This is a genomic window from Corallococcus sp. AS-1-12, from assembly GCF_020036995.1.
Taxonomy (GTDB): domain Bacteria; phylum Myxococcota; class Myxococcia; order Myxococcales; family Myxococcaceae; genus Corallococcus.
In genome coordinates this window covers 125229-143488 of sequence record NZ_JAIQDD010000015.1, presented here as the reverse complement: position 1 = coordinate 143488, position 18260 = coordinate 125229, and the positions used below count along the sequence as shown (strand labels likewise).

Here is an 18260-nt window from a genome sequence, read left to right as displayed (position 1 = left end):
CCCCCCGTGCACTTCGAAGAGTCGTCCCTCACGCTGCGCGTGCGCCCCAACGACCTGGACACCCTGGGGCACGTGAACAACGCCACCACGCTGGAGTACCTGGAGGCGGGCCGTTGGGCCTGGCTGGAGCGGCAGGGGCTGACGCGCGGGGGGCCGGTGGTGGCCGTGGTGTCGCGCGTGGAGGTGGACTACCGCCGTGAGATTCCCCCGGGCGACGTGGTGGTGCACACGGAGCTGGAGTCGCCGGCGGCGGACGAGCTGGAGGAGGACGGCCTCAACTACCGCGCGCGCTTCCGGCAGCGCGTGTTCCTGGCGGCGGACGGGCCGGTGGCGGTGGAGGCGCTGGTGAGCGTGGCCTTCCTGGACGCGCGGGAGCGGTCGCTCGCGTCGCTGCAGCAGTTCCTGGCCGCCGCGCGCGCCCCGGCGGCCCCCGTGGAGGAGCCGCGCCCATGAGCACGAACGCGAAGCCGGAGCTCGCGTCCCTGGAGTTCTGGGTGCCCACGTCCCAGGAGCACGCGCTGCACGTCGTGGAGGCGCGCCTGTCCGGGACACGGGACTCCGCGCCCGGCGTGCTCTTCCTGCCGGGGCTGTTCTCCGACGGCCGCTTCTTCCTGGGCGCGCAGGGTGACGGGGCCGCGCGCACGTTCGTGGACGCGGGCTGCGTGGCCTACGTCGCGTCCCTGCGCGGGCACGGCAAGAGCCGCTGGCCCGCGAAGCGCGCGTACGACTGGAGCTTCGACACGTACGTGCGCCACGACATCCCGGACCTGGTGCGGGCCGTGCGCGCGCGGCACACCGGGCCGCTGTTCCTGCTGGCCCACAGCATGGCGGGCTACGCGGCGCTGGCGGCCCTGGGGGTGGACCCCTCGCTCCAGGCCGCGGTGTCTGGCGTGTGCACGCTGTCCTCGGCGGTGAACGACTACAGCGACGGCGGGTTCAAGAAGCGCTTCCAACTGGGCTTCTCGGCCGCGCTGGCGGGGCTGCTGGGGCGCTTCCCGGCGAAGGCGCTGAAGCAGGGGCCCTGGGACGAACCGGCGGGCGTGATGCGGCAGTTCACGGACTGGGCGCCCACGGGCGCGTTCCGCAGCGCGGACGGCGCGACGAACTACTGGAGCGCGCTGCGCGACGTGACGCTGCCGGTGTTCGCGGGCGTGGGCGCGGCGGACCTGTTCCATGCGTCACCGATGCGCGTGGAGAAGCTGGTGGCCCACCTGGGCGGCACCCGCAAGGAGCTGGCCGTGCTGGGGCGCGCGCAGGGGCTGAGCTGGGACGCGGGCCACTTCGACGTGGTGCGCGGAGAGCGCGCCCGCGCGGAGGTGCTGCCCCGTGTGCTCGCGTGGATGCGCCAGGTGGCGCCCGCGCACTGAAGAACCCGGAGGGGAGGCTTTTCACATGCTCGACATCATCCAGCGGTTGGAGGCGGTGGACCCGCGGCGCGGCCTGTTTCTCTACGACGACTTCGTCGGGCCGCCGGAGTTCGTGCCCTACCGGGAGTTCGCCTCCCGGGTGGCCGGGGCGGCGGAGCACTTCCGCGCGCGCGGCGTGGCGCCGGGCACGCGCGTGGTGCTGCCCTTCGAGACCTCCTCGTCCGTCATCTTCGCCTTCCTGGCGCTGATGGAGCTGGGCGCGGTGCCCCTGTCCGTGAAGCCGTACATCCTGAGCACGCCGAAGGGGCCCTACCGGGAGTTCCTCGGGCGCATCCGCGAGCGCTACGGCGCGCAGCTCGTGCTGGACGTGCCCAGCCTGGCCGGCCTGGAGCTGCCCCTGGAGCGCCTGCCGCCGCCGCCCGCGGGCGCGAAGCGTCCGGGAGCGAAGCTGCGCGAGGTGGCGCCGGAGGAGCTGGCGTTCGTGCAGTTCTCGTCGGGGTCCACGTCGTTCCCCAAGGGCGTGCCCATCACCCACGAGAACCTGGCCGCGAACCTGCGGATGATCATCCGGCACGACGGCCGCACGGCCGAGGACCGGGTGACGAGCTGGCTGCCGCTCTACCACGACATGGGGCTCATCGGCGGGCTGCTCACCTGCATCACGGTGGGCAATGACCTGCTGCTGTCCCAGCCCGCGTCGTTCCTGATGGACCCGCTGGGCTGGCTGGAGCTCATCTCCTCCGAGAAGGTGATGGGCTCCGTCATCCCCAACTTCGCCATCGACTACGCGCTCAAGTCGCTCAAGTCGGCGGACGCGGACGATTTGAAGCGGCTGGACCTGTCGCGCGTGCAGAGCATCTACCTGGGCAGCGAGCCCATCAACATCCCCAACCTGGAGCAGTTCCTGGAGATCCTCGCCCCGTGCGGCCTGCGGCGCGACGTGTTCATGCCCTGCTACGGCATGGCGGAGACGGTGCTGATGGTCGCGAGCGTGCCGCCGCGCCAGACGGTGCGCGTCATCACCGCGCCCAACGGCCAGCCGGCCATCTCCGTGGGCCGCCCGCTGACGGAGTTCGAGGTGCGGCTGCGCGCCGAGGACGGCCGGCCGTGCGGCGAGGGCGAGATGGGGGAAATCGAGCTGCGCGGCGGCAGCCTGGCGCCGTCGTACTTCCTGGACGACCGGCCCCTGCGCGGCGAGGACGGCTTCTACGCCACGGGCGACCTGGGCTTCCAGAAGGAGGGCGAGCTCTTCATCACCGGGCGCATCAACGACCGCATCAAGGTGAACGGCCAGAGCTTCTTCTCCGCGGACTTCGAGCAGGCCGTGGAGCGGCTGGCCTTCATCCGCCCGGGGCGCACCGCCGTCATCCAGGTGAAGGGGCGCCTCGTGGTGCTGGCGGAGGTGAACCACCCGTCCGCGCTGGAGCGCCTGGAGGCCAGCCGCAAGCAGGTCTGTCAGTCGGTGCTGGAGACGGTGGGCGTGACGCTCGCGCAGGAGGACGTCCTCTTCATCCGCTACGGCCAGCTCCAGAAGACGAGCAGCGGCAAGCTCCAGCGCCGCGCCATCACGGAGGCCTACGAGCAGGGCCGCATCCGCACCGTGACGCCCATGGAGCTGAGGGCGGACCTGCTCCAGATGCGCGCGCAGCGGCTCGTGCTGGGCTCGGTGATGGTCGCGCGGCAGCGGGGCCGGCGGTGGATGGCCTCCGGGAAGGCGGCGCTCACCGCGGGCCTCCAGCGGCTCAAGCCGGGGGGCCGGCGTCAGGACGGGCCCTGAGCCCGGGGCTCAACGGGCCTTCGTGGAGGCCCACAGGTCCCACCCGCGCGCCGCGTGGCACGCATCGCCCACCAGGTCCAGGGCGAGCTGGGGCTGCGTCCTGGCCAGCGCCTCCGTGTCGCGGAAGGCGCCCGTGGCCTCCAGCCTCAGCGTGGCGTGCTCCAGCGCGGCCTTCGCCTCCGCCACCGCCCGGGCCTGCGCGGGCGTGGGCTTCCAGCCCGTCTCGTCCCGGTAGCGCCCCAGCGCCTCCAGGAAGTGGCCGTGGAACTTCACCATCTGCACCAGCACCGGGACGCGGTACGCGGGCGCGGCGGTGAGGGCGGCCTCGTACTGCTTCGCCTCCGAGCCCTGCCGGTACACCAGCACGTCCACCTGCGCGTCCAGCCGCGCGCCCCAGGCCTTGCGCACGGCGGGGAAGCGCGCCCAGCCCGCGACGGCCTGGAAGAAGTGGAGCCCTCCACACGGGTGCGCGTAGATGCCCTGCCTGTTCTTGGGCACCTGGGGGAGGCCCGCCTTCATGCCCCGCATCAGCTCCGCGTTCGCGGACTCCAGCGTGGCGAGCGCGGCGTCCATCACCGCGTCCATGCGCACCGTCTCACCCGCGCCGTTGACGAACGCGCCCCCGGGCTCCAGCACGTGTGACAGCGCGTCCAGCGCCCACGCTCCGTCCGGCGAGGTGGCGAGCGCGGGGCGGAAGTCGTGCTGGAGCGACGCCACCAGCTCCCGCAGCGTCACCTTTCCCCACGCGGTGGGGAACGCCTGCGAGCGCGGGTAGCCCGCGAGCAGGAACGTCTTCACCTGGAGCGCCGGGTGGGGCTCCACGGGCGTGCCGTCCGGGGTGAAGGCGTCGAAGAAGTAGCGGGCCGCGCCCCCCGCGTCGGGGGCGTCCCGGCGCAGGAACCCCGCGACGATGGCGTCCGAGGCCGCGCGCCCATCCCGCGCCCGGAAGGCCTTGCCGTCCAGGTCCATGCCGTGCGCGAGCGCCCAGGGGCGGGCGGGGTCCGCCGCGTGCGCGCGGCACTGCGCGTGGAGCACCGCGGAGGCGGAAGGGGCGGGGGAGGGCGGGGGAGCGGCGCTCAGGCCAAGCCCGAGCAGGGCCACGAAGGAGGGGAGCATGGGCGCGGGCAGTGTCGCAGCCCGCGCCCGTCCACGCACCTGGGAGACGTCCTCAGCGCGGCGGGGCGCTGGCCTTCATGCGGGCGAGCATCCGCTCGATGATGCCGAACAGCGCCTCGCGGTCCTCCTCGGGAAGCAGGCCCATCAACCGGCGGATGCCCGCGTCCGTCATCAACTGGATGACCTTGTAGATTTCACAGCCCCGGTCGGTGAGCTTCGCGGTGACGGCGCGGCGGTCCTCCGCGTCCCGGCCGCGCTCCACCATGCCCATGTCCTCCAGGCGGTCCACCACGCCGGTGATGGTCTTCTTGGTGATGCCGATGCGCTGGGCCAGCACCCCGACCTGGGTGGGGCCGTCCATGCCCAGCCACCCAAGCGCGTGCACCTGGGTGGGGGTCAGCCGCATGTCGTCGCAGAGGCTCGCCAGCGGGTCCCTCAGGGAGCGGAAGTGGGCCAGCTCCCGGATGAGCCCCATGAAGCGGCGCGAGTCCGGCGTGGACTGGTCCCCCTCCTGGAGCAGGCGCTCCATCATGGCCTTCTCGTCGGCGGCTTCGTCCTTCCCCTCGGAGCGCGCGTCCGGCTCCGAGGGCGGCATGATGGAGGTGGGGCGGCGCATCAGGCCGTCTCCACCCGGGCCGCGGCCGCCGCGGCCTCCCGCTCACGGTCCTGGTTGACCGGACCGTGCGCCGTGCCGGAGCCACCCGCGAAGCCGGGGTCGCTGCCCTTGTTGCGCTTGAAGCGCGCGGCGAGCTGATCCAGCAGCGAGTACACCACCGGCACCACGCCCAGCGTGAGGAACGTGGAGGTGATGAGGCCGCCGATGATGGTGATGGCCATGGGCGCGCGCGTCTCCGCGCCGTCGCCCTTGGCGATGGCCACCGGGATCATGCCGGCGATCATCGCGATGGTCGTCATCAGGATGGGGCGCAGACGCACCGGGGCGGCCTCCAGGAGCGCCTCGTGCGCCGTGCGGCCCTTCTCACGGACCTGCAGCGTGAAGTCCACCAGGAGGATGCCGTTCTTCACCACCAGGCCCATGAGCATGATGACGCCGATGAGGGCGAACATGGACATGTACTGGCCGGTGATCAGCAGGCCGCCAATGGCCCCGATGAAGGCGAAGGGCAAGGACAGCATGATCGTGAACGGGTGGATGAGGCTTTCGAACTGCGCCGCGAGGATCATGTAGATGAGGATGATGCCCAGGAGCAGCGCCGTGCCGAACGCGGCCACCGACTTGCCCAGCTCCTTCGCGTTGCCTTCCAGCTCGCCCGTGACGCTCTTGGGCAGCTCCGTGGCGGCGTAGCCCTGCATGTAGGTGATGGCGTCGGAGAGCGCGTAGCCCTCCTTCAGGTTCGCCAGCATGGTGATCTGCCGCCGCTGCGCCTGCCGGTCGATCTGCACCGGACCCTCCGCGGGGACGATGCGGGCCAGGTTGCGCAGCTCCACCAGTTGCCCCGTGGGGGAGCGCACGGACAACTGACCGAGCGCGTCCGCGGAGGCCAGCGTCTCCGGAGGCAGGCGCAGCTTCACCTCGTACGTCTCGCCGCCCTCGCGGTAGTCCAGCACCTTGTCGCGGCCCAGGTAGGCGCGCAGCGTCTGGCCCAGGGCCGCGGCCGGCACGCCCAGCGTGGCCGCGCGGTCGCGGTCCACCTGCACGTCGTACTGCGGCTTGCCGGAGCGGTACGTCATGTCCACGTCGGTGAGGCCCGGGTTCTTGAGCATCGCCTGGCGCATCTTCTCCGCGGACTCCGTCAGCTCCTTCCAGTTGTCGCCGCGCAGGTTGAACTGCACCTGCTGCGACTTCGCGCCGCCGCCCGACACCGCCGCCACGTCCTGCACGGCCACCACGATGCCCGGGGGGGCCTTGAGGGTCTGGCGCAGGTAGGCCTTCAGCTCGCTCTGCTTGAAGGCGCGCTCGCTCACCGGCTTCAGGTTGATGAGGACCTCGCCCTTGTGGACCTCCTCCTGCACGCCGCCGCCCGCGGTGGTGAACGTGGAGGCGATGCCCGGCAGCGCCTGGACCTGCGCCGCGTAGGTGTCCAACTGCGCCTGGGTCTCCTGGATGGTGGACCCGATGGGCAGCTCCACCGTGAGCTTGATGTTGCCGTTGTCCTGCTCCGGGATGAACGTGAACTTGAGGAAGCGGGCCAGGCCGAAGGTCGCGAAGAGCACCACCACCGCGACGATCATCGTGAGCGCGCGGTGACGGAGGATGCCGCCCAGGATCTTCCGGTAGCCGTTCTCCATGCCCACCAGCACCTTCTCCACCGAGGCGGAGATGCCCGTCGGGTGGCCGTGCTCACGCAGCAGGCGCGAGGACAGCATCGGCGTGAGCGTCATGGACACCACGTAGGAGATGAGCGTGGCCACCGCCACCGTGACGCCGAACTGGTAGAAGAACTTGCCGATCATGCCGTCCATGAAGGCCACCGGGATGAACACCGCCACGATGGCCAGCGTCACCGCGAGCACCGCGAGGGCAATCTGTCCGGCGCCCTCCAGCGCGGCCTGCATGGGCGAGGCGCCCTCTTCCATGTGACGGACGATGTTCTCGATGACCACGATGGCGTCGTCGATGAGCAGACCGATGGACAGGGTCAGCGCCAGCATCGTGATCATGTTGAAGGTGAAGCCCAGCGCCGCCATCACCGCGAACGTGCCCACCACGGACACCGGCAGCGCGATGGCCGCCACGATGGTGGAGCGCAGGTTGCGCAGGAACACCAACACGATGAGGACGGCGAGCACGCCGCCCAGGATGAGGTCCTCCTGCACCGCGTGGATGGACGAACGGATGAAGCGCGAGTTGTCCGTCACCGTCTCCACCTGGACGCCCGCGGGCAGCGACTTGTTGATCTCCGCCAGTGACTCCTTCACCAGGTCCGCCACCTGCACCGTGTTGGAGCCGGACTGCTTGCGCACCACCAGCGCCACCGCGCTGCGCTCGCCGCTCTTCGCGCCCGAGCGCTGCTCCGCGGGGCCGTCCACCACCTCCGCGATGTCGCGCACGCGGATGGGAGAACCGCCCGCGCTGGTGATGATGATGTTGCGGATGTCCTCCACGCTCTTCGCCTCGGACGTGAGGCGCACGATGCGCTCACGGCCGCTGTCCATGCTGCGGCCACCCGGGACGTCCAGGCTCTGGGCCTTGAGCGCCTGGCTGACGTCGCTGACGGCCAGGCCGAAGCCGCGCAGCCGCTGCGGGTCCACCACGAGCTGGATCTCCCGCTCACGGCCACCGACGATGTCGATGCTGCCCACGCCCTGCTGGCGCTGGAGGGCCGGCTTCACGACGTCATCCGCCACGCGCGTCAGCTCCTCCACCGGCAGGGCGCCCGCGAGCGCCAGCGTGATGATGGGGGCCGCGCCGATGTCGAACTTCTCCACGACGGGCGTCTCCACCTCGTCCGGCAGCTTGCTCAACGTGGCCTGCACGCGGTCGCGCACGTCCTGCGCCGCGATGTCCACCTTGGTGGACAGCTTGAACTGCACGACGATCTGCGAAACGCTTTCGACGTTGATGGACTTGAGCGTGTCCACGCCGTTGAGCGTGTTGAGCGCCTCCTCCAGCGGGTCGGAGACGTTCTTCTCGATGGTCTCCGGGTCCGCGCCCGGGAGGATGGTCGTCACGGTGACGACGGGGAAGTCGACGTCGGGGAACTGGTCCACGCCGATCTTCGGATAGGCGAACAGGCCGAACACCACCACCGCCAGCATCAGCATGGCGGTGAAGATGGGCCGTGAAATGAAGGTCTTGAGCATTCAGGTACCCAGGAAAGAAGAGGGGAGGGCAGGGACCGCTACTGCGCGACGCGCACGGCGGTCCCCTCCTTGACGTCCAGCGAGGCGTCGGCGAGCACGCGCTCCTCCGCCGTCAGGCCCTGCAGCACCTTCACGTAGCCCGGCAGCACGCGCTGCACGCGCACGTCGCGCTTGCGCACGGTGCCGTCCTGCACCACCCACACGAAGCCGTCCTGGCCCTTGCTGCTGACGGCCTGCGCCGGCAGGAACAGGCCGTTGCCCGCGTCACCCGCGGCCTTGGAGAAGTCCATCTCCACCAGCGCGCCGGGGCGCAGCGGGTGGTCCGTCTTGCCCGTCACGTCCGCCAGCACCTCCACGGTGCGGCTCTGCGCGTCGATGACGGCGCCCACGTTGGCCACCTTCGCCTCGAAGCGCATGCCGCTCGGGTTCACGGTGCCCGGCGTCACCGTGCCCGGCGTCACGTTGTCGATGACGGACTCCGGCACCATCATCCGGATCTCCAGCCCGTCCGTGTCCACGATGGAGAACACCGGCGTGGAGGGCGTCATCGCCACGGAGTCACCCACGTTCTTGTTGCGCGCGGTGATGATGCCGTTGAAGGGCGCCACGATGTTGTGGTCGCGCAGGTTCTCCAGCGCCAGCCGGTAGGCCGCGCCCGCCTGGGCCGCCTGGGCCGCGGCCTGCTTCTGGCCAATCTCCACCTGCTCCAGCGCGTTGGCCGCGACACCGCCGGACTCGGCGACCTTGCGGGTGCGCTCCAGGTTGCTGGTGGCCAACTGCAGCGCGGCCTCCGCCATGTCCTTGGCCGCCTTCGCCTGGTCCACCGCGATGGCCACGTTGGACGTGTCCAACTGCGCCAGCACGTCGCCCTTCTTCACCTTGTCGCCCACCCGGACGTTCACCTTCGCGAGCGTGCCCGTCGCCTGGGGACCCAGGACGGCCTCCTGCTTGGAGCGGACCTGCCCCGTCACGCGCGTCACGTTCTGCTCCAGCTCCGTGGCCGGGGTGATGGCCTTGACGCCCAGCGCGTTGGAGCCTTCCTGCTGCGCCGGAAGCTGCGCCTTCTCCGCGCCCGCCTTCGAGCACCCCGCCGTCGACACCGCCACGGCCACCACGGCAGCCAAGATTCGCTGATTCACGCGTCCGAACTCCTGCCGGGTCGCCGGCGGGACACCCGCCCTGGCACCTGCTCCGGCTAATTCTTTGTGGGCTAGAAATTACCGACGCTCGATTATCTGTCAAGAGGATACTCCGGAGTGCGGACTATCCACTCCCCAGTCATCCTGCGGGGTTGGCTGCTTGCCCTGCCGAGCTTCAGACTTCTTCACAACACCGGTGCCGGCGCGCTGCGTCACCAGGAAGGCGGGCGCCGGGCGGGGTGGGGACGGGGCGCGTCGCTTGTGGCTGACGCCGGGGGCCTGTTATTGACTCGCGAATCAACCCACAGCGGGACAACCCCCGAGGACTCGCGATGCTCAACCCGTTCACCGAGGACCACGAAGCGTTTCGCAGGTCGGTGCGCGCCTTCGTGGAGAAGGAGATGGCGCCCTACGGTCTGGAGTGGGACCGGGCGGGCATCTTCCCGAAGGAGCTGTTCAAGAAGTGCGGCGAGCTGGGCTTTTTGGGCATCAACCACGACCCGAAGTTCGGCGGCAGCGGCCTGGACTACTGGTACGTGACGGCGTTCGCGGAGGAGCTGTCGCGCAGCCGCAACGCGGGCGTGAACATGGCGCTGCTGGTGCAGAGCCAGATGGCCACGCCCATCATCAACGAAATCGGCACGGACGAGCAGAAGCGCGAGTTCCTGGAGCCCGCGCTCAAGGGCGAGCGCATCGCGGCGCTGGGCGTGAGCGAGCCGGGGTGCGGCTCCGACGTGGCGAGCATCAAGACGACGGCGCGCCGGGACGGCGACGACTACGTCATCAACGGCTCCAAGATGTGGATCACCAACGGCACGCGCGCGGACTTCATCACGCTGGCGGTGCGCACGGGTGAGCAGGGCTACGGCGGCATCTCGCTGGTGACGTTCCCCACGGACGTGAAGGGGTTCGGCGTCTCCAAGAAGCTGGACAAGATTGGAAACCTGTCCTCGGACACGGCCATCCTCTACTTCGAGGACTGCCGCATCCCCGCGCGTTACGTGCTGGGCGAGGAGAACGCGGGCTTCTACCACATCATGACCAACTTCCAGGGTGAGCGCCTGGTGGGCGCCATCACCACGGTGGGCGGCATGGACCGGATGCTGGAGGACGCGCTCCAGTACGGCAACGAGCGCGAGGCGTTCGGCCGGCCGCTCATCAAGTTCCAGGTGTGGCGCCACAAGTTCGTGGAGCACCTGACGGCGGTGGAGGCGGCGCGGCGGCTCAACTACTACGCGGTGGACCTCTACGACCGGAAGGAGAACCCGGTGAAGGAGATCTCCATGGCGAAGCTGTTCGCCGGAGACCTGGCCCAGCGCGTGGCCTACGACTGCCAGCAGTTCTTCGGCGGCATGGGCTACATCGAGGAGACGCCCATCGCGCGCATGTGGCGCGACGTGCGGCTCATCACCATCGGCGGCGGCACGTCCGAGGTGATGAAGGAGATCATCTCCAAGCTGTACGGCTTCTAGCTACTTCCTGCCGAAGAGGGCCTCCGCGGCGCTGAGCATCGCGTCGCGGGAGTCCTTCTGGTGCAGGCCGCCTTCGCCCAACTGGAAGAGCTCGCAGAAGTTGGCCTCGTCCTTGTCTCGGGGCACCTCCGCGAAGGGCTCCTTGCAGGCCTTGGCCACGGACTCGTCGAAGTGCCGGCAGTTGCGGCACGAGCGCAGGTCCTCCTCGCAGCCGGGACACGTGTCGCGGCGGCCCACCTGGTTGGCGATGATGTCGAGCGTGCGTCCGCAGTGCGCGCAGCCGGGCATGGCGGTCCTCCCCGTCAGACGGTGACGGAGGGCATCCTGCCAGAGTCCCGGCTAACGCTGGACGCTGGGCGCGAACGCCGGGGCGGGCAGGGAGGAGGCCTCCTGGGGCCGGCGCAGCTCGCCGGTGGCGTCCAGGAGCTGATCATCCAGCCGCTTGAGGAGGAAGAGGACGTAGGCGGACAGGGCGGACAGGACGGCGGCCATGATGCCCAGCAGCATGCCGCGCTGCCAGCGGTGGGCCTGCTCCATCACCCCACGGCGCTCCTTGAACGTCTTCAACTGGGCGTCCACGGAGCTGCCGTCCAGCTTCTGGGCGAAGTCGGAGGCCTGGGCGCTGCCCCGGGCCATCAGCCAGCGCCCCTCCGCCTGCAGGGCCTCGGCGCGTGCGTAGCAGAACGCCGCCCCACCCGCGAAGAGCAGGGAGATGCACAAGGCCGCTGTCACGCTCCGGGTGCCCATGCCACCAACCCTCCGGCGAAGTCCGTGGGCGCGGCCAGCCGACAGGCCGCGACTGCTCCGGCTTTCCGAAGACAGTAGCGGATGCTAGGGACGGCTTCTGACATGGGCAAGCCCTACCGTCCTAAAGACCACTATTTCCAGAAAGCCAAGCAAGAGGGACTGCGAGCGCGTTCCGCGTTCAAGGTCGATGAGATCCTCAAGCGCTTCCCCGGGTCCGTGAAGAAGGGCGCGGCGGTGCTGGATCTGGGCGCGGCGCCGGGCGGGTTCCTCCAGATATTGGCGGACGCGGTGGGGATGAATGGGCGCGTCATCGGCGTGGACATCGTCGCCATCCGGCCGTTCACCCAGAAGTGGGTGACGACGGCGGTGCTGGACGTGCTCGCGGACGACTTCGACGCGAAGCTGGCCGCGATGTACGACGGTCCCTTCGACGCGGTCATCTCCGACATGGCGCCCAAGACGTCCGGCATCAAGGGCACGGACGAGGCGCGCAGCCTGCGGCTCGCGGGCAAGGCGCTGGAGGTGGCCGCCACGCGCGGCAGGCCCGGCGGCACGTTCGTGGCCAAGGTCTTCATGGGCGGCGACTTCGAGGCCTTCCGTGACGAGGTGCGCCAGCACTTCGAGGAGGTGAAGAGCGTCCGTCCGGAGGCCACGCGCGGCGCCAGCATGGAGGTCTACGTGGTGGGGCTGCGGCGCCGGGCTCCGGCGCCAGCGGCGTCCTGAAACAGCGAAGGGAACGCCAGGGACGCGGGCGGCGTCTAGAGTGCCGCCCCTATGGCTTCTCCACCACGCTCGCGTCCCGCCGCCGTCGTCCTGTGTCTGCTGTCCCTCGCGCTGTCCTCCGTGTCCGTGGCCGCCCCCGCGAAGGGGCCCCCGACGTGGAAGGCCATCGACGCGCTCGTCGAGGACGACAAGGTGGAGTCCGCCGCGCAGGGGGCCGAGGCCCGGCTCGCCGCGGCGAAGGCCCAGGGTGACGCCGACGAGTGGACGCGCGCGCTGGTGCGCACGGTGCAACTGCGCACGCGGCTGCATGGCTATGAGACGACGGTGCGCTTCCTGCGTGAACAGCCCTGGCCGGAGGGGCTGCGGCAGCAGGCCACGCTCCACCTGTTCTACGCGGCGGTGCTCGCGAACTACCAGCAGTCGTACAGCTATGAGATTGGCCAGCGCGAGCAGGTGGTGTCCTCCGGGCCGGTGGACCTGAAGGCGTGGACGAAGGATCAGATTTCAGCGGAGATCCAGCGCACCTACGCCGCCGTCTGGGAGTCGCGGCAGAAGTTCGGCACGGAGCCCGTGAAGGGGCTGTCCGAGTACATCCAGCCCAACACCTATCCGGACGGCATCCGGTCCACGGTGCGCGACGCGGTGACGTACCTGTGGGTGGACTCGCTGGACGACACGGACCTGTGGCGCCCGGAGCAGGAGCAGGGCGTGTACCGGCTGGACCTGGGCGCGCTGCTGGAGGGCACGCCGAAGGTGGAGCTGAAGGACCCGTCCGTGCATCCGCTGCTGAAGGTGGCGGCGGTGCTGGGGGACCTGGAGGCGTGGCACCTGGCGGCGGGCCGGCGCGAGGCGGCGCTGGAGGCGCGGCTGCGGCGCTACGCGGCGATGGAGGCGTCGTTCACCGAGGCCGCGGACAAGCGGCGCATCCGTGAGCACCTGGCCGCGCACCTGAAGGGCTTCCGGGACGTGCCGTGGTGGTCCAAGGGGCAGTTCGAGCTGGCGGCGCTGGAGCAGCAGGCGGGCCGCGCCATCACCGCGCATGCCCTGGCGAAGGCGGGCGCGGAGGCGTGGCCGAAGTCGGTGGGCGGCATGCAGTGCGCGGCGCTGGTGGGGAGCCTGGAGGCGCCGGAGCTGTACGCGACCGGGATGCAGGTGGACGGGCCGGGCAAGCGCTCCATCCTGGTGGGCCACCGCAACGTGGGCGCGGTGTACTTCCGGGCGTACGCGCTGGACGTGGAGGCGCGGCTCGCGAAGCCCGACGAGGACCTGTCGCTGTTCCCCTCCACCGCGGAGATGCTGCGCATGGTGGCGTCTCGCAAGCCGGACGCCGCGTGGAGCACGGCGCTGCCGCCCACGCCGGACTTCCAGCGGCACCAGACGTTCGTGACCCCGCCCGCGCTCAAGCCGGGCGCATACGTCATCGCCCTGTCCACGCGCGAGGACTTCGCGAAGAAGAACAGCCGGATCCTCTCCCTGCCGATGTCCGTGTCGCCCTGGGCGGTGACGGTGCGCAAGGCGAACCCCAACCAGGCGGAGGTCCACGTGGTGGACGGGGCCACGGGGGCGGGCGCCGCGAACGTGGAGGTGCGGCTGGTGACGTCGGACTACCGCACCCGCCGCTTCGGGGTCACCAGCCGCCGCACGGACGCGAACGGCGACCTGCTGGTCACGGGCTCGGACGCCAACCGCTACGAGGACATGCAGTTGGTGGTGGGCCGGGGCAAGGGCGTGATGGTGGTCCCGGGGTCGATGTACCTGTCCTCCGCCCATGAGCCGTCCCTGGATGACCAGACGCTCATCTACACGGACCGCGCCGTCTACCGTCCCATGCAGAAGCTGCTGTGGAAGGTGGTGGCCTACCGTCCGGAGGTGGCGTCCAAGCGCTACCGCGTCCTGCCGGACTCGCCGGTGACGGTGACGCTCGTGGACCCCAACGGCCAGGAGGTGTCCAAGCGCGAGGCCCGCACCAACACGTTCGGGTCGGTGGCGGGCGAGTTCGACATCCCCTCGGGGCGGCCGCTGGGCCAGTGGACGGTGCGCACCCGCCCCAACGGCTACGCGAACGTGCGAGTGGAGGAGTACAAGCGGCCCACCTTCGAGGTGACGCTGAAGGACGCGCCGGAGGCCCTGCGGCTCAACCGGCGCGCGACGTTCAAGGGCGAGGCCCGCTACTACTTCGGCCTGCCGGTGACGCGCGGCGCGGTGAAGTGGCGCGTGTCGCGCGAGCCGGTGCTGCCGCGCTGGTGGTTCTGGGAGCGCATCCCGGCCACCACGGACCTGGTGGCCTCCGGGACGGCCACGGTGGGGGAGGACGGCGGCTTCACGGTGGCGTTCACCCCGGAGGCGGACGAGCGGCTCGCGAAGGCGCAGGGCATGTCGTGGCGCTACCGCGTGGAGGCGGACCTGACGGACGAGGGCGGTGAGACGCGCTCCGCGACCCGCGCCTTCCGCCTGGGCTTCGTGTCGGTGGAGGGCCGCGTGGACTCCGACGTGGGCTTCGTCCGCGAGGACTTCCCGTCGGAGGTGCGGCTCGTCCGCTCGAACCTGGATGGCGCGCCGCAGGCCGGACCGGGCCGCTGGCGGCTCATCGCCCTGAAGGCTCCGGGCCGCCCGCTGATGCCGTCGGAGGTCCCGGTGGACAGGCCCAAGCCCCTGGACGCGGACGCGCAGTCGCTCAAGGAGACCTCCCCCACGCCGGGGGATTCGCTCAAGGCGCGCTGGGACACGAGCTACGACGTGGAGCAGACGCTGCAGCGCTGGGACGACGGCGCGGAGGTGGCGCAGGCGGCGGTGACGCATGGCGCGGACGGGGTGGCCACCGTGAAGCTGCCGGCGCTGCGCGCGGGGGCGTACCGCCTGCGCTACGAGACGACGGATGCGTTTGGTCAGAAGGCCACCGCGCAGCGGGACTTCGTGGTGGCGGGAGCCCGGGCTCCGGCGGGGCTGCCCGCGGTGCTGGCGGCGGAGCGCGCCTCCGTGCGCGTGGGCGAGGTGGCCCGGCTGATGGTGGCCTCCGGCTTCGAGGGCCAGCCGTTGATGCTGGACGTGTACCAGGGGCGCCAGCGCGTCGAGCACCGTCAGTTGACGGCGGGGCAGGGGCGCGCGGTGGTGGAGCTGCCGGTGACGGAGTCCCTGCGCGGCGGCTTCACGGTGGTGCTCACGATGGTGCGCGACTGGCAGTCGCTGAGCTTCCAGCAGACGGTGGCCGTGCCCTTCGACGACAAGGAGCTGAGCCTGGAGTTCGCCACGTTCCGGGACACGCTGCGGCCCGGCGCGAAGGAGACCTTCCGCGTGACGGTGAAGGGGCCCCAGGGCGCGAAGCTGGAGGCGGGGGCCGCGGAGCTGCTCGCGTACATGTACGATCAGTCGCTGAACGTCTTCGGCCCGCACACGCCGCCGCAGGTGGCGCAGTTGTATCCGCAGCAGCCCGTCTACGTGGACACCCGGGCGTCCGGTGGTGTCTTCGGGGCGGACTGGCTCTTCGACGAGCTGGTCCGGGACGGACCCGACGCGCCGGACCTCAGCGCCGACACGCTCAGGTTCGGGGAGGGCTACGGGCTGGGCGGTCCGGGCTACCGCAACTACTACGGCGGAGTGGGCCGCCGCATGCGCGCCACGGCCGCGAAGCCCGGGGGCATCCAGCCGGAGGCGGACGCCGCGCCGCCGCCTCCTCCGCCCGCGCCCGCGCCGTCCATGGCCTCCGCGCCGAAGGAGGGCCGGGTGCTGGAGCAGAAGCGGCGTGAGATCATCCAGATCATCAAGGGGGCGCCCGGCGCACCGGAGCCGGGGGAAGGGTCGGAGGAGCCGCTGCGCTCGAACTTCGCGGAGACGGCGTTCTGGATTCCGCAACTGCTCACCGGGCCGGACGGGGCCGCGGTGCTGGAGTTCACGGTGCCGGACTCGGTGACGGCGTGGGACGTCTGGGTGCACGCGCTCACGAGGGATCTGCGCGGGGGCTCCACGCAGCGCGCCACCCGCAGCGTGAAGGAGCTGATGGTGCGCCCCTACCTGCCGCGCTTCCTGCGCGAGGGCGACCGCGCGGAGCTGGAGGTCGTGGTGAACAACGCGGGGACCCAGCCGCAGCAGGGCCAGCTCACGCTCGACATCGTGGATCCGGACACGCAGAAGAGCCTGCTCGCGGACTTCGGCGTGAAGACGGCCTCTCAGGCCTTCACGGTGGCGGCGGGGAAGGGCACGCACCTGCGCTTCCCCATCACCACGCCCGCGCGGGTGGGGCCGGTGGCCTTCCGCGTGGTCGCGAAGACGGGCGCGTTCAGCGACGGTGAGCTGCGGCCCCTGCCGGTGCTGCCCGGCCGCATGCACCTGTCGCAGTCGCGCTTCGCCATGCTGAACAACCAGGACCGCCGGACGCTGACGTTCGAGGACCTGAAGAAGTCGGACGACCCCACCCGCGTGAACGAGCAGCTCGTCGTGACGGTGGACGCGCAGCTCTTCTACTCCGTGCTCCAGGCGCTGCCGTACCTGGTGGACTACCCCTATGAGTGCACGGAGCAGACCCTCAACCGCTTCGTATCCACGGGCATCGTCTCCAGCCTCTTCGACAAGTATCCGGCCGTGGCGAAGGTGGCCAAGGACCTGAGCCAGCGGAGCACGCGCTTCGAGACCTTCGACGACGCGGACCCCAACCGGAAGATGGCGCTGGAGGAGACGCCCTGGCTCAACGAGGCGAAGGGCGGGACGGGCAACGACGAGGCGCTCCTGCGCGTGCTGGATCCGAAGGTGGCCCAGGCCCAGCGCATGTCGTCGCAGCAGAAGCTGCGCAAGGCGCAGAACGCGGACGGCGGCTTCCCCTGGTGGCCGGGCGGCCCGTCGTCGCCGTACATGACGCTCTACATCCTGCACGGCCTGTCGCGCGCCATGGAGCACGGCGTGGAGGTGTCGCCCTCCATGACGGAGCCCGCGTGGGGCTACCTGGCGAAGCACTTCCGGGACGACTACGCGAACCGGCTGATGAAGAAGGACCTGGGCTGGGAGTTCCTCACGTTCCTCAACTTCGTGGCGTCCGCGTACCCGGACGCGCGCTACACGGGCGAGGCGCTCACGGCGGCCGAGCGGCAGCGGATGCTCGAGTTCTCCTTCAAGCACTGGAAGCAGCACTCGCCGTACCTCAAGGGGTACCTGGCGCTCACGCTGAACCGGTCGAAGCGCACGAAGGACGCGCAGAAGGTCTGGGACAGCGTGATGGACTCCGCGAAGACGTCACAGGACCTGGGCACGTACTGGGCGCCGGAGGACCGCGGCTGGCTCTGGTACAACGACTCCACGGAGACGCACGCCTTCGCGCTGCGCACGCTGTCGGAGCTGCGCCCGAAGGACCCCCGCCGCGCGGGCCTGGTGCAGTACCTGCTGCTCGACAAGAAGGTGAACCACTGGAAGTCCACCCGCGCCACGGCGGAGGCGCTCTACGCGCTGGTGAACTACATGGAGGCGGAGGGCTCGCTGGCCGCGCGCGAGGAGCTGAAGGTGACGGTGGGCTCCAAGGCGGTGGCCCTGAGCTTCTCGCCGGACGTGTACACGGGGAAGAAGAACCAGATCGTCGTCCCCGGTCCGGAGGTGAACGCGAGCACGGCGACCACGGTGGTGGAGAAGACGACGCCGGGCTTCGCCATCGCGTCCGCCACGTGGCACTTCTCCACGGAGCAGCTCCCCAAGGAGGAGCGCGGCGACTTCTTCCAGGTGTCGCGCCGCTACTTCGTGCGCCTCCGCGAAGGCAACCAGACGCTGCTGCGCCCGCTGTCGGACGGCGCGAGGCTGCGGCCCGGCGACGAGGTGGAGGTGCAGTTGTCGCTGCGCACGAAGCACGCCGCCGAGTACGTGCACCTGAGGGACCCGCGCGCCGCGGGCCTGGAGCCGGAGAACGCGCAGTCCCGCCACAAGTGGGACCTGGGCATCGTCTGGTACGAGGAGACGCGCGACTCGGGGACGAACTTCTTCTTCGAGTCGCTGCCGGCCGGTGAGTACACCTTCAAGTACCGGCTGCGCGCGAACATGGCGGGGACGTTCCGCGTGGGCCCGGCGACGGTGCAGTCCGTGTACGCGCCGGAGTTCACCGCCTACTCCACGGGCGCGGTGCTCACCGTGGACAAGGCACAGTAGGCCCCGGCGGGGCAGGGGACCGGCGTCCTTCGTGGCG

At 70.6% G+C, this 18260-nt stretch carries 12 protein-coding genes; 6 read left to right on the top strand and 6 right to left on the bottom strand.

Going from position 1 to position 18260, the window contains the following annotated elements; translation table 11 throughout:
- Window positions 1–6 precede the first annotated feature (6 nt).
- The 3 genes from K8556_RS23240 to K8556_RS23230 are packed head-to-tail and all read left to right on the top strand — an operon-like array spanning window position 7 to window position 3144.
- A complete protein-coding gene (locus K8556_RS23240; RefSeq protein WP_223742267.1) occupies window positions 7–453 on the top strand; it encodes an acyl-CoA thioesterase in 447 nt (148 codons plus the stop codon).
- Complete coding sequence (locus K8556_RS23235) at window positions 450–1367, top strand: alpha/beta fold hydrolase (RefSeq protein ID WP_223742266.1); 918 nt, start codon at window positions 450–452, stop codon at window positions 1365–1367. The genes K8556_RS23240 and K8556_RS23235 overlap by 4 nt, the downstream gene beginning before the upstream one ends.
- A 25-nt stretch (window positions 1368–1392) precedes the next feature.
- A complete protein-coding gene (locus K8556_RS23230) occupies window positions 1393–3144 on the top strand; it encodes an AMP-binding protein (RefSeq protein ID WP_223742265.1) in 1752 nt (583 codons plus the stop codon).
- A 9-nt stretch (window positions 3145–3153) separates the two neighbouring features.
- Here K8556_RS23230 and K8556_RS23225 read toward each other — a convergent pair whose 3' ends face one another.
- From K8556_RS23225 to K8556_RS23210, 4 genes are read right to left on the bottom strand one after another with little or no spacing between them, the layout of a single operon-like run.
- Window positions 3154–4260, bottom strand: coding sequence for a hypothetical protein (locus K8556_RS23225; RefSeq protein WP_223742264.1), 1107 nt, complete (start codon window positions 4258–4260; stop codon window positions 3154–3156).
- A 52-nt stretch (window positions 4261–4312) separates the two neighbouring features.
- Window positions 4313–4876: a MarR family winged helix-turn-helix transcriptional regulator gene (locus tag K8556_RS23220; protein WP_223742263.1), complete on the bottom strand. Its 564-nt coding sequence runs from the start codon at window positions 4874–4876 to the stop codon at window positions 4313–4315.
- Window positions 4876–8025: an efflux RND transporter permease subunit gene (locus K8556_RS23215; RefSeq protein WP_223742262.1), complete on the bottom strand. Its 3150-nt coding sequence runs from the start codon at window positions 8023–8025 to the stop codon at window positions 4876–4878. Before K8556_RS23215 ends, K8556_RS23220 begins: the two co-directional genes overlap by 1 nt.
- A gap of 38 nt (window positions 8026–8063) precedes the next feature.
- Window positions 8064–9164 (bottom strand): efflux RND transporter periplasmic adaptor subunit, encoded by a 1101-nt coding sequence (locus K8556_RS23210; protein WP_223742261.1) that lies wholly within the window; start codon window positions 9162–9164, stop codon window positions 8064–8066.
- A gap of 332 nt (window positions 9165–9496) precedes the next feature.
- Between K8556_RS23210 and K8556_RS23205 the strand changes: the two genes are divergently transcribed.
- Window positions 9497–10636, top strand: coding sequence for an acyl-CoA dehydrogenase family protein (locus K8556_RS23205; RefSeq protein WP_223742260.1), 1140 nt, complete (start codon window positions 9497–9499; stop codon window positions 10634–10636).
- Here the strand turns inward: K8556_RS23205 and K8556_RS23200 are convergent, their stop codons facing one another.
- Window positions 10637–10924, bottom strand: a complete 288-nt coding sequence (locus K8556_RS23200; RefSeq protein ID WP_223742259.1) for a hypothetical protein — start codon at window positions 10922–10924, stop codon at window positions 10637–10639.
- Window positions 10925–10975: 51 nt separating this feature from the next.
- A complete protein-coding gene (locus K8556_RS23195) occupies window positions 10976–11383 on the bottom strand; it encodes a hypothetical protein (RefSeq protein ID WP_223742258.1) in 408 nt (135 codons plus the stop codon).
- A gap of 81 nt (window positions 11384–11464) precedes the next feature.
- Here K8556_RS23195 and K8556_RS23190 point away from each other — a divergent pair, with 81 nt between their 5' ends.
- A complete protein-coding gene (locus tag K8556_RS23190) occupies window positions 11465–12106 on the top strand; it encodes an RlmE family RNA methyltransferase (protein WP_223742257.1) in 642 nt (213 codons plus the stop codon).
- Between the two features lie 51 nt (window positions 12107–12157).
- Window positions 12158–18223, top strand: coding sequence for an alpha-2-macroglobulin (locus K8556_RS23185; protein ID WP_223742256.1), 6066 nt, complete (start codon window positions 12158–12160; stop codon window positions 18221–18223).
- The last annotated feature ends 37 nt before the right edge of the window (window positions 18224–18260 follow it).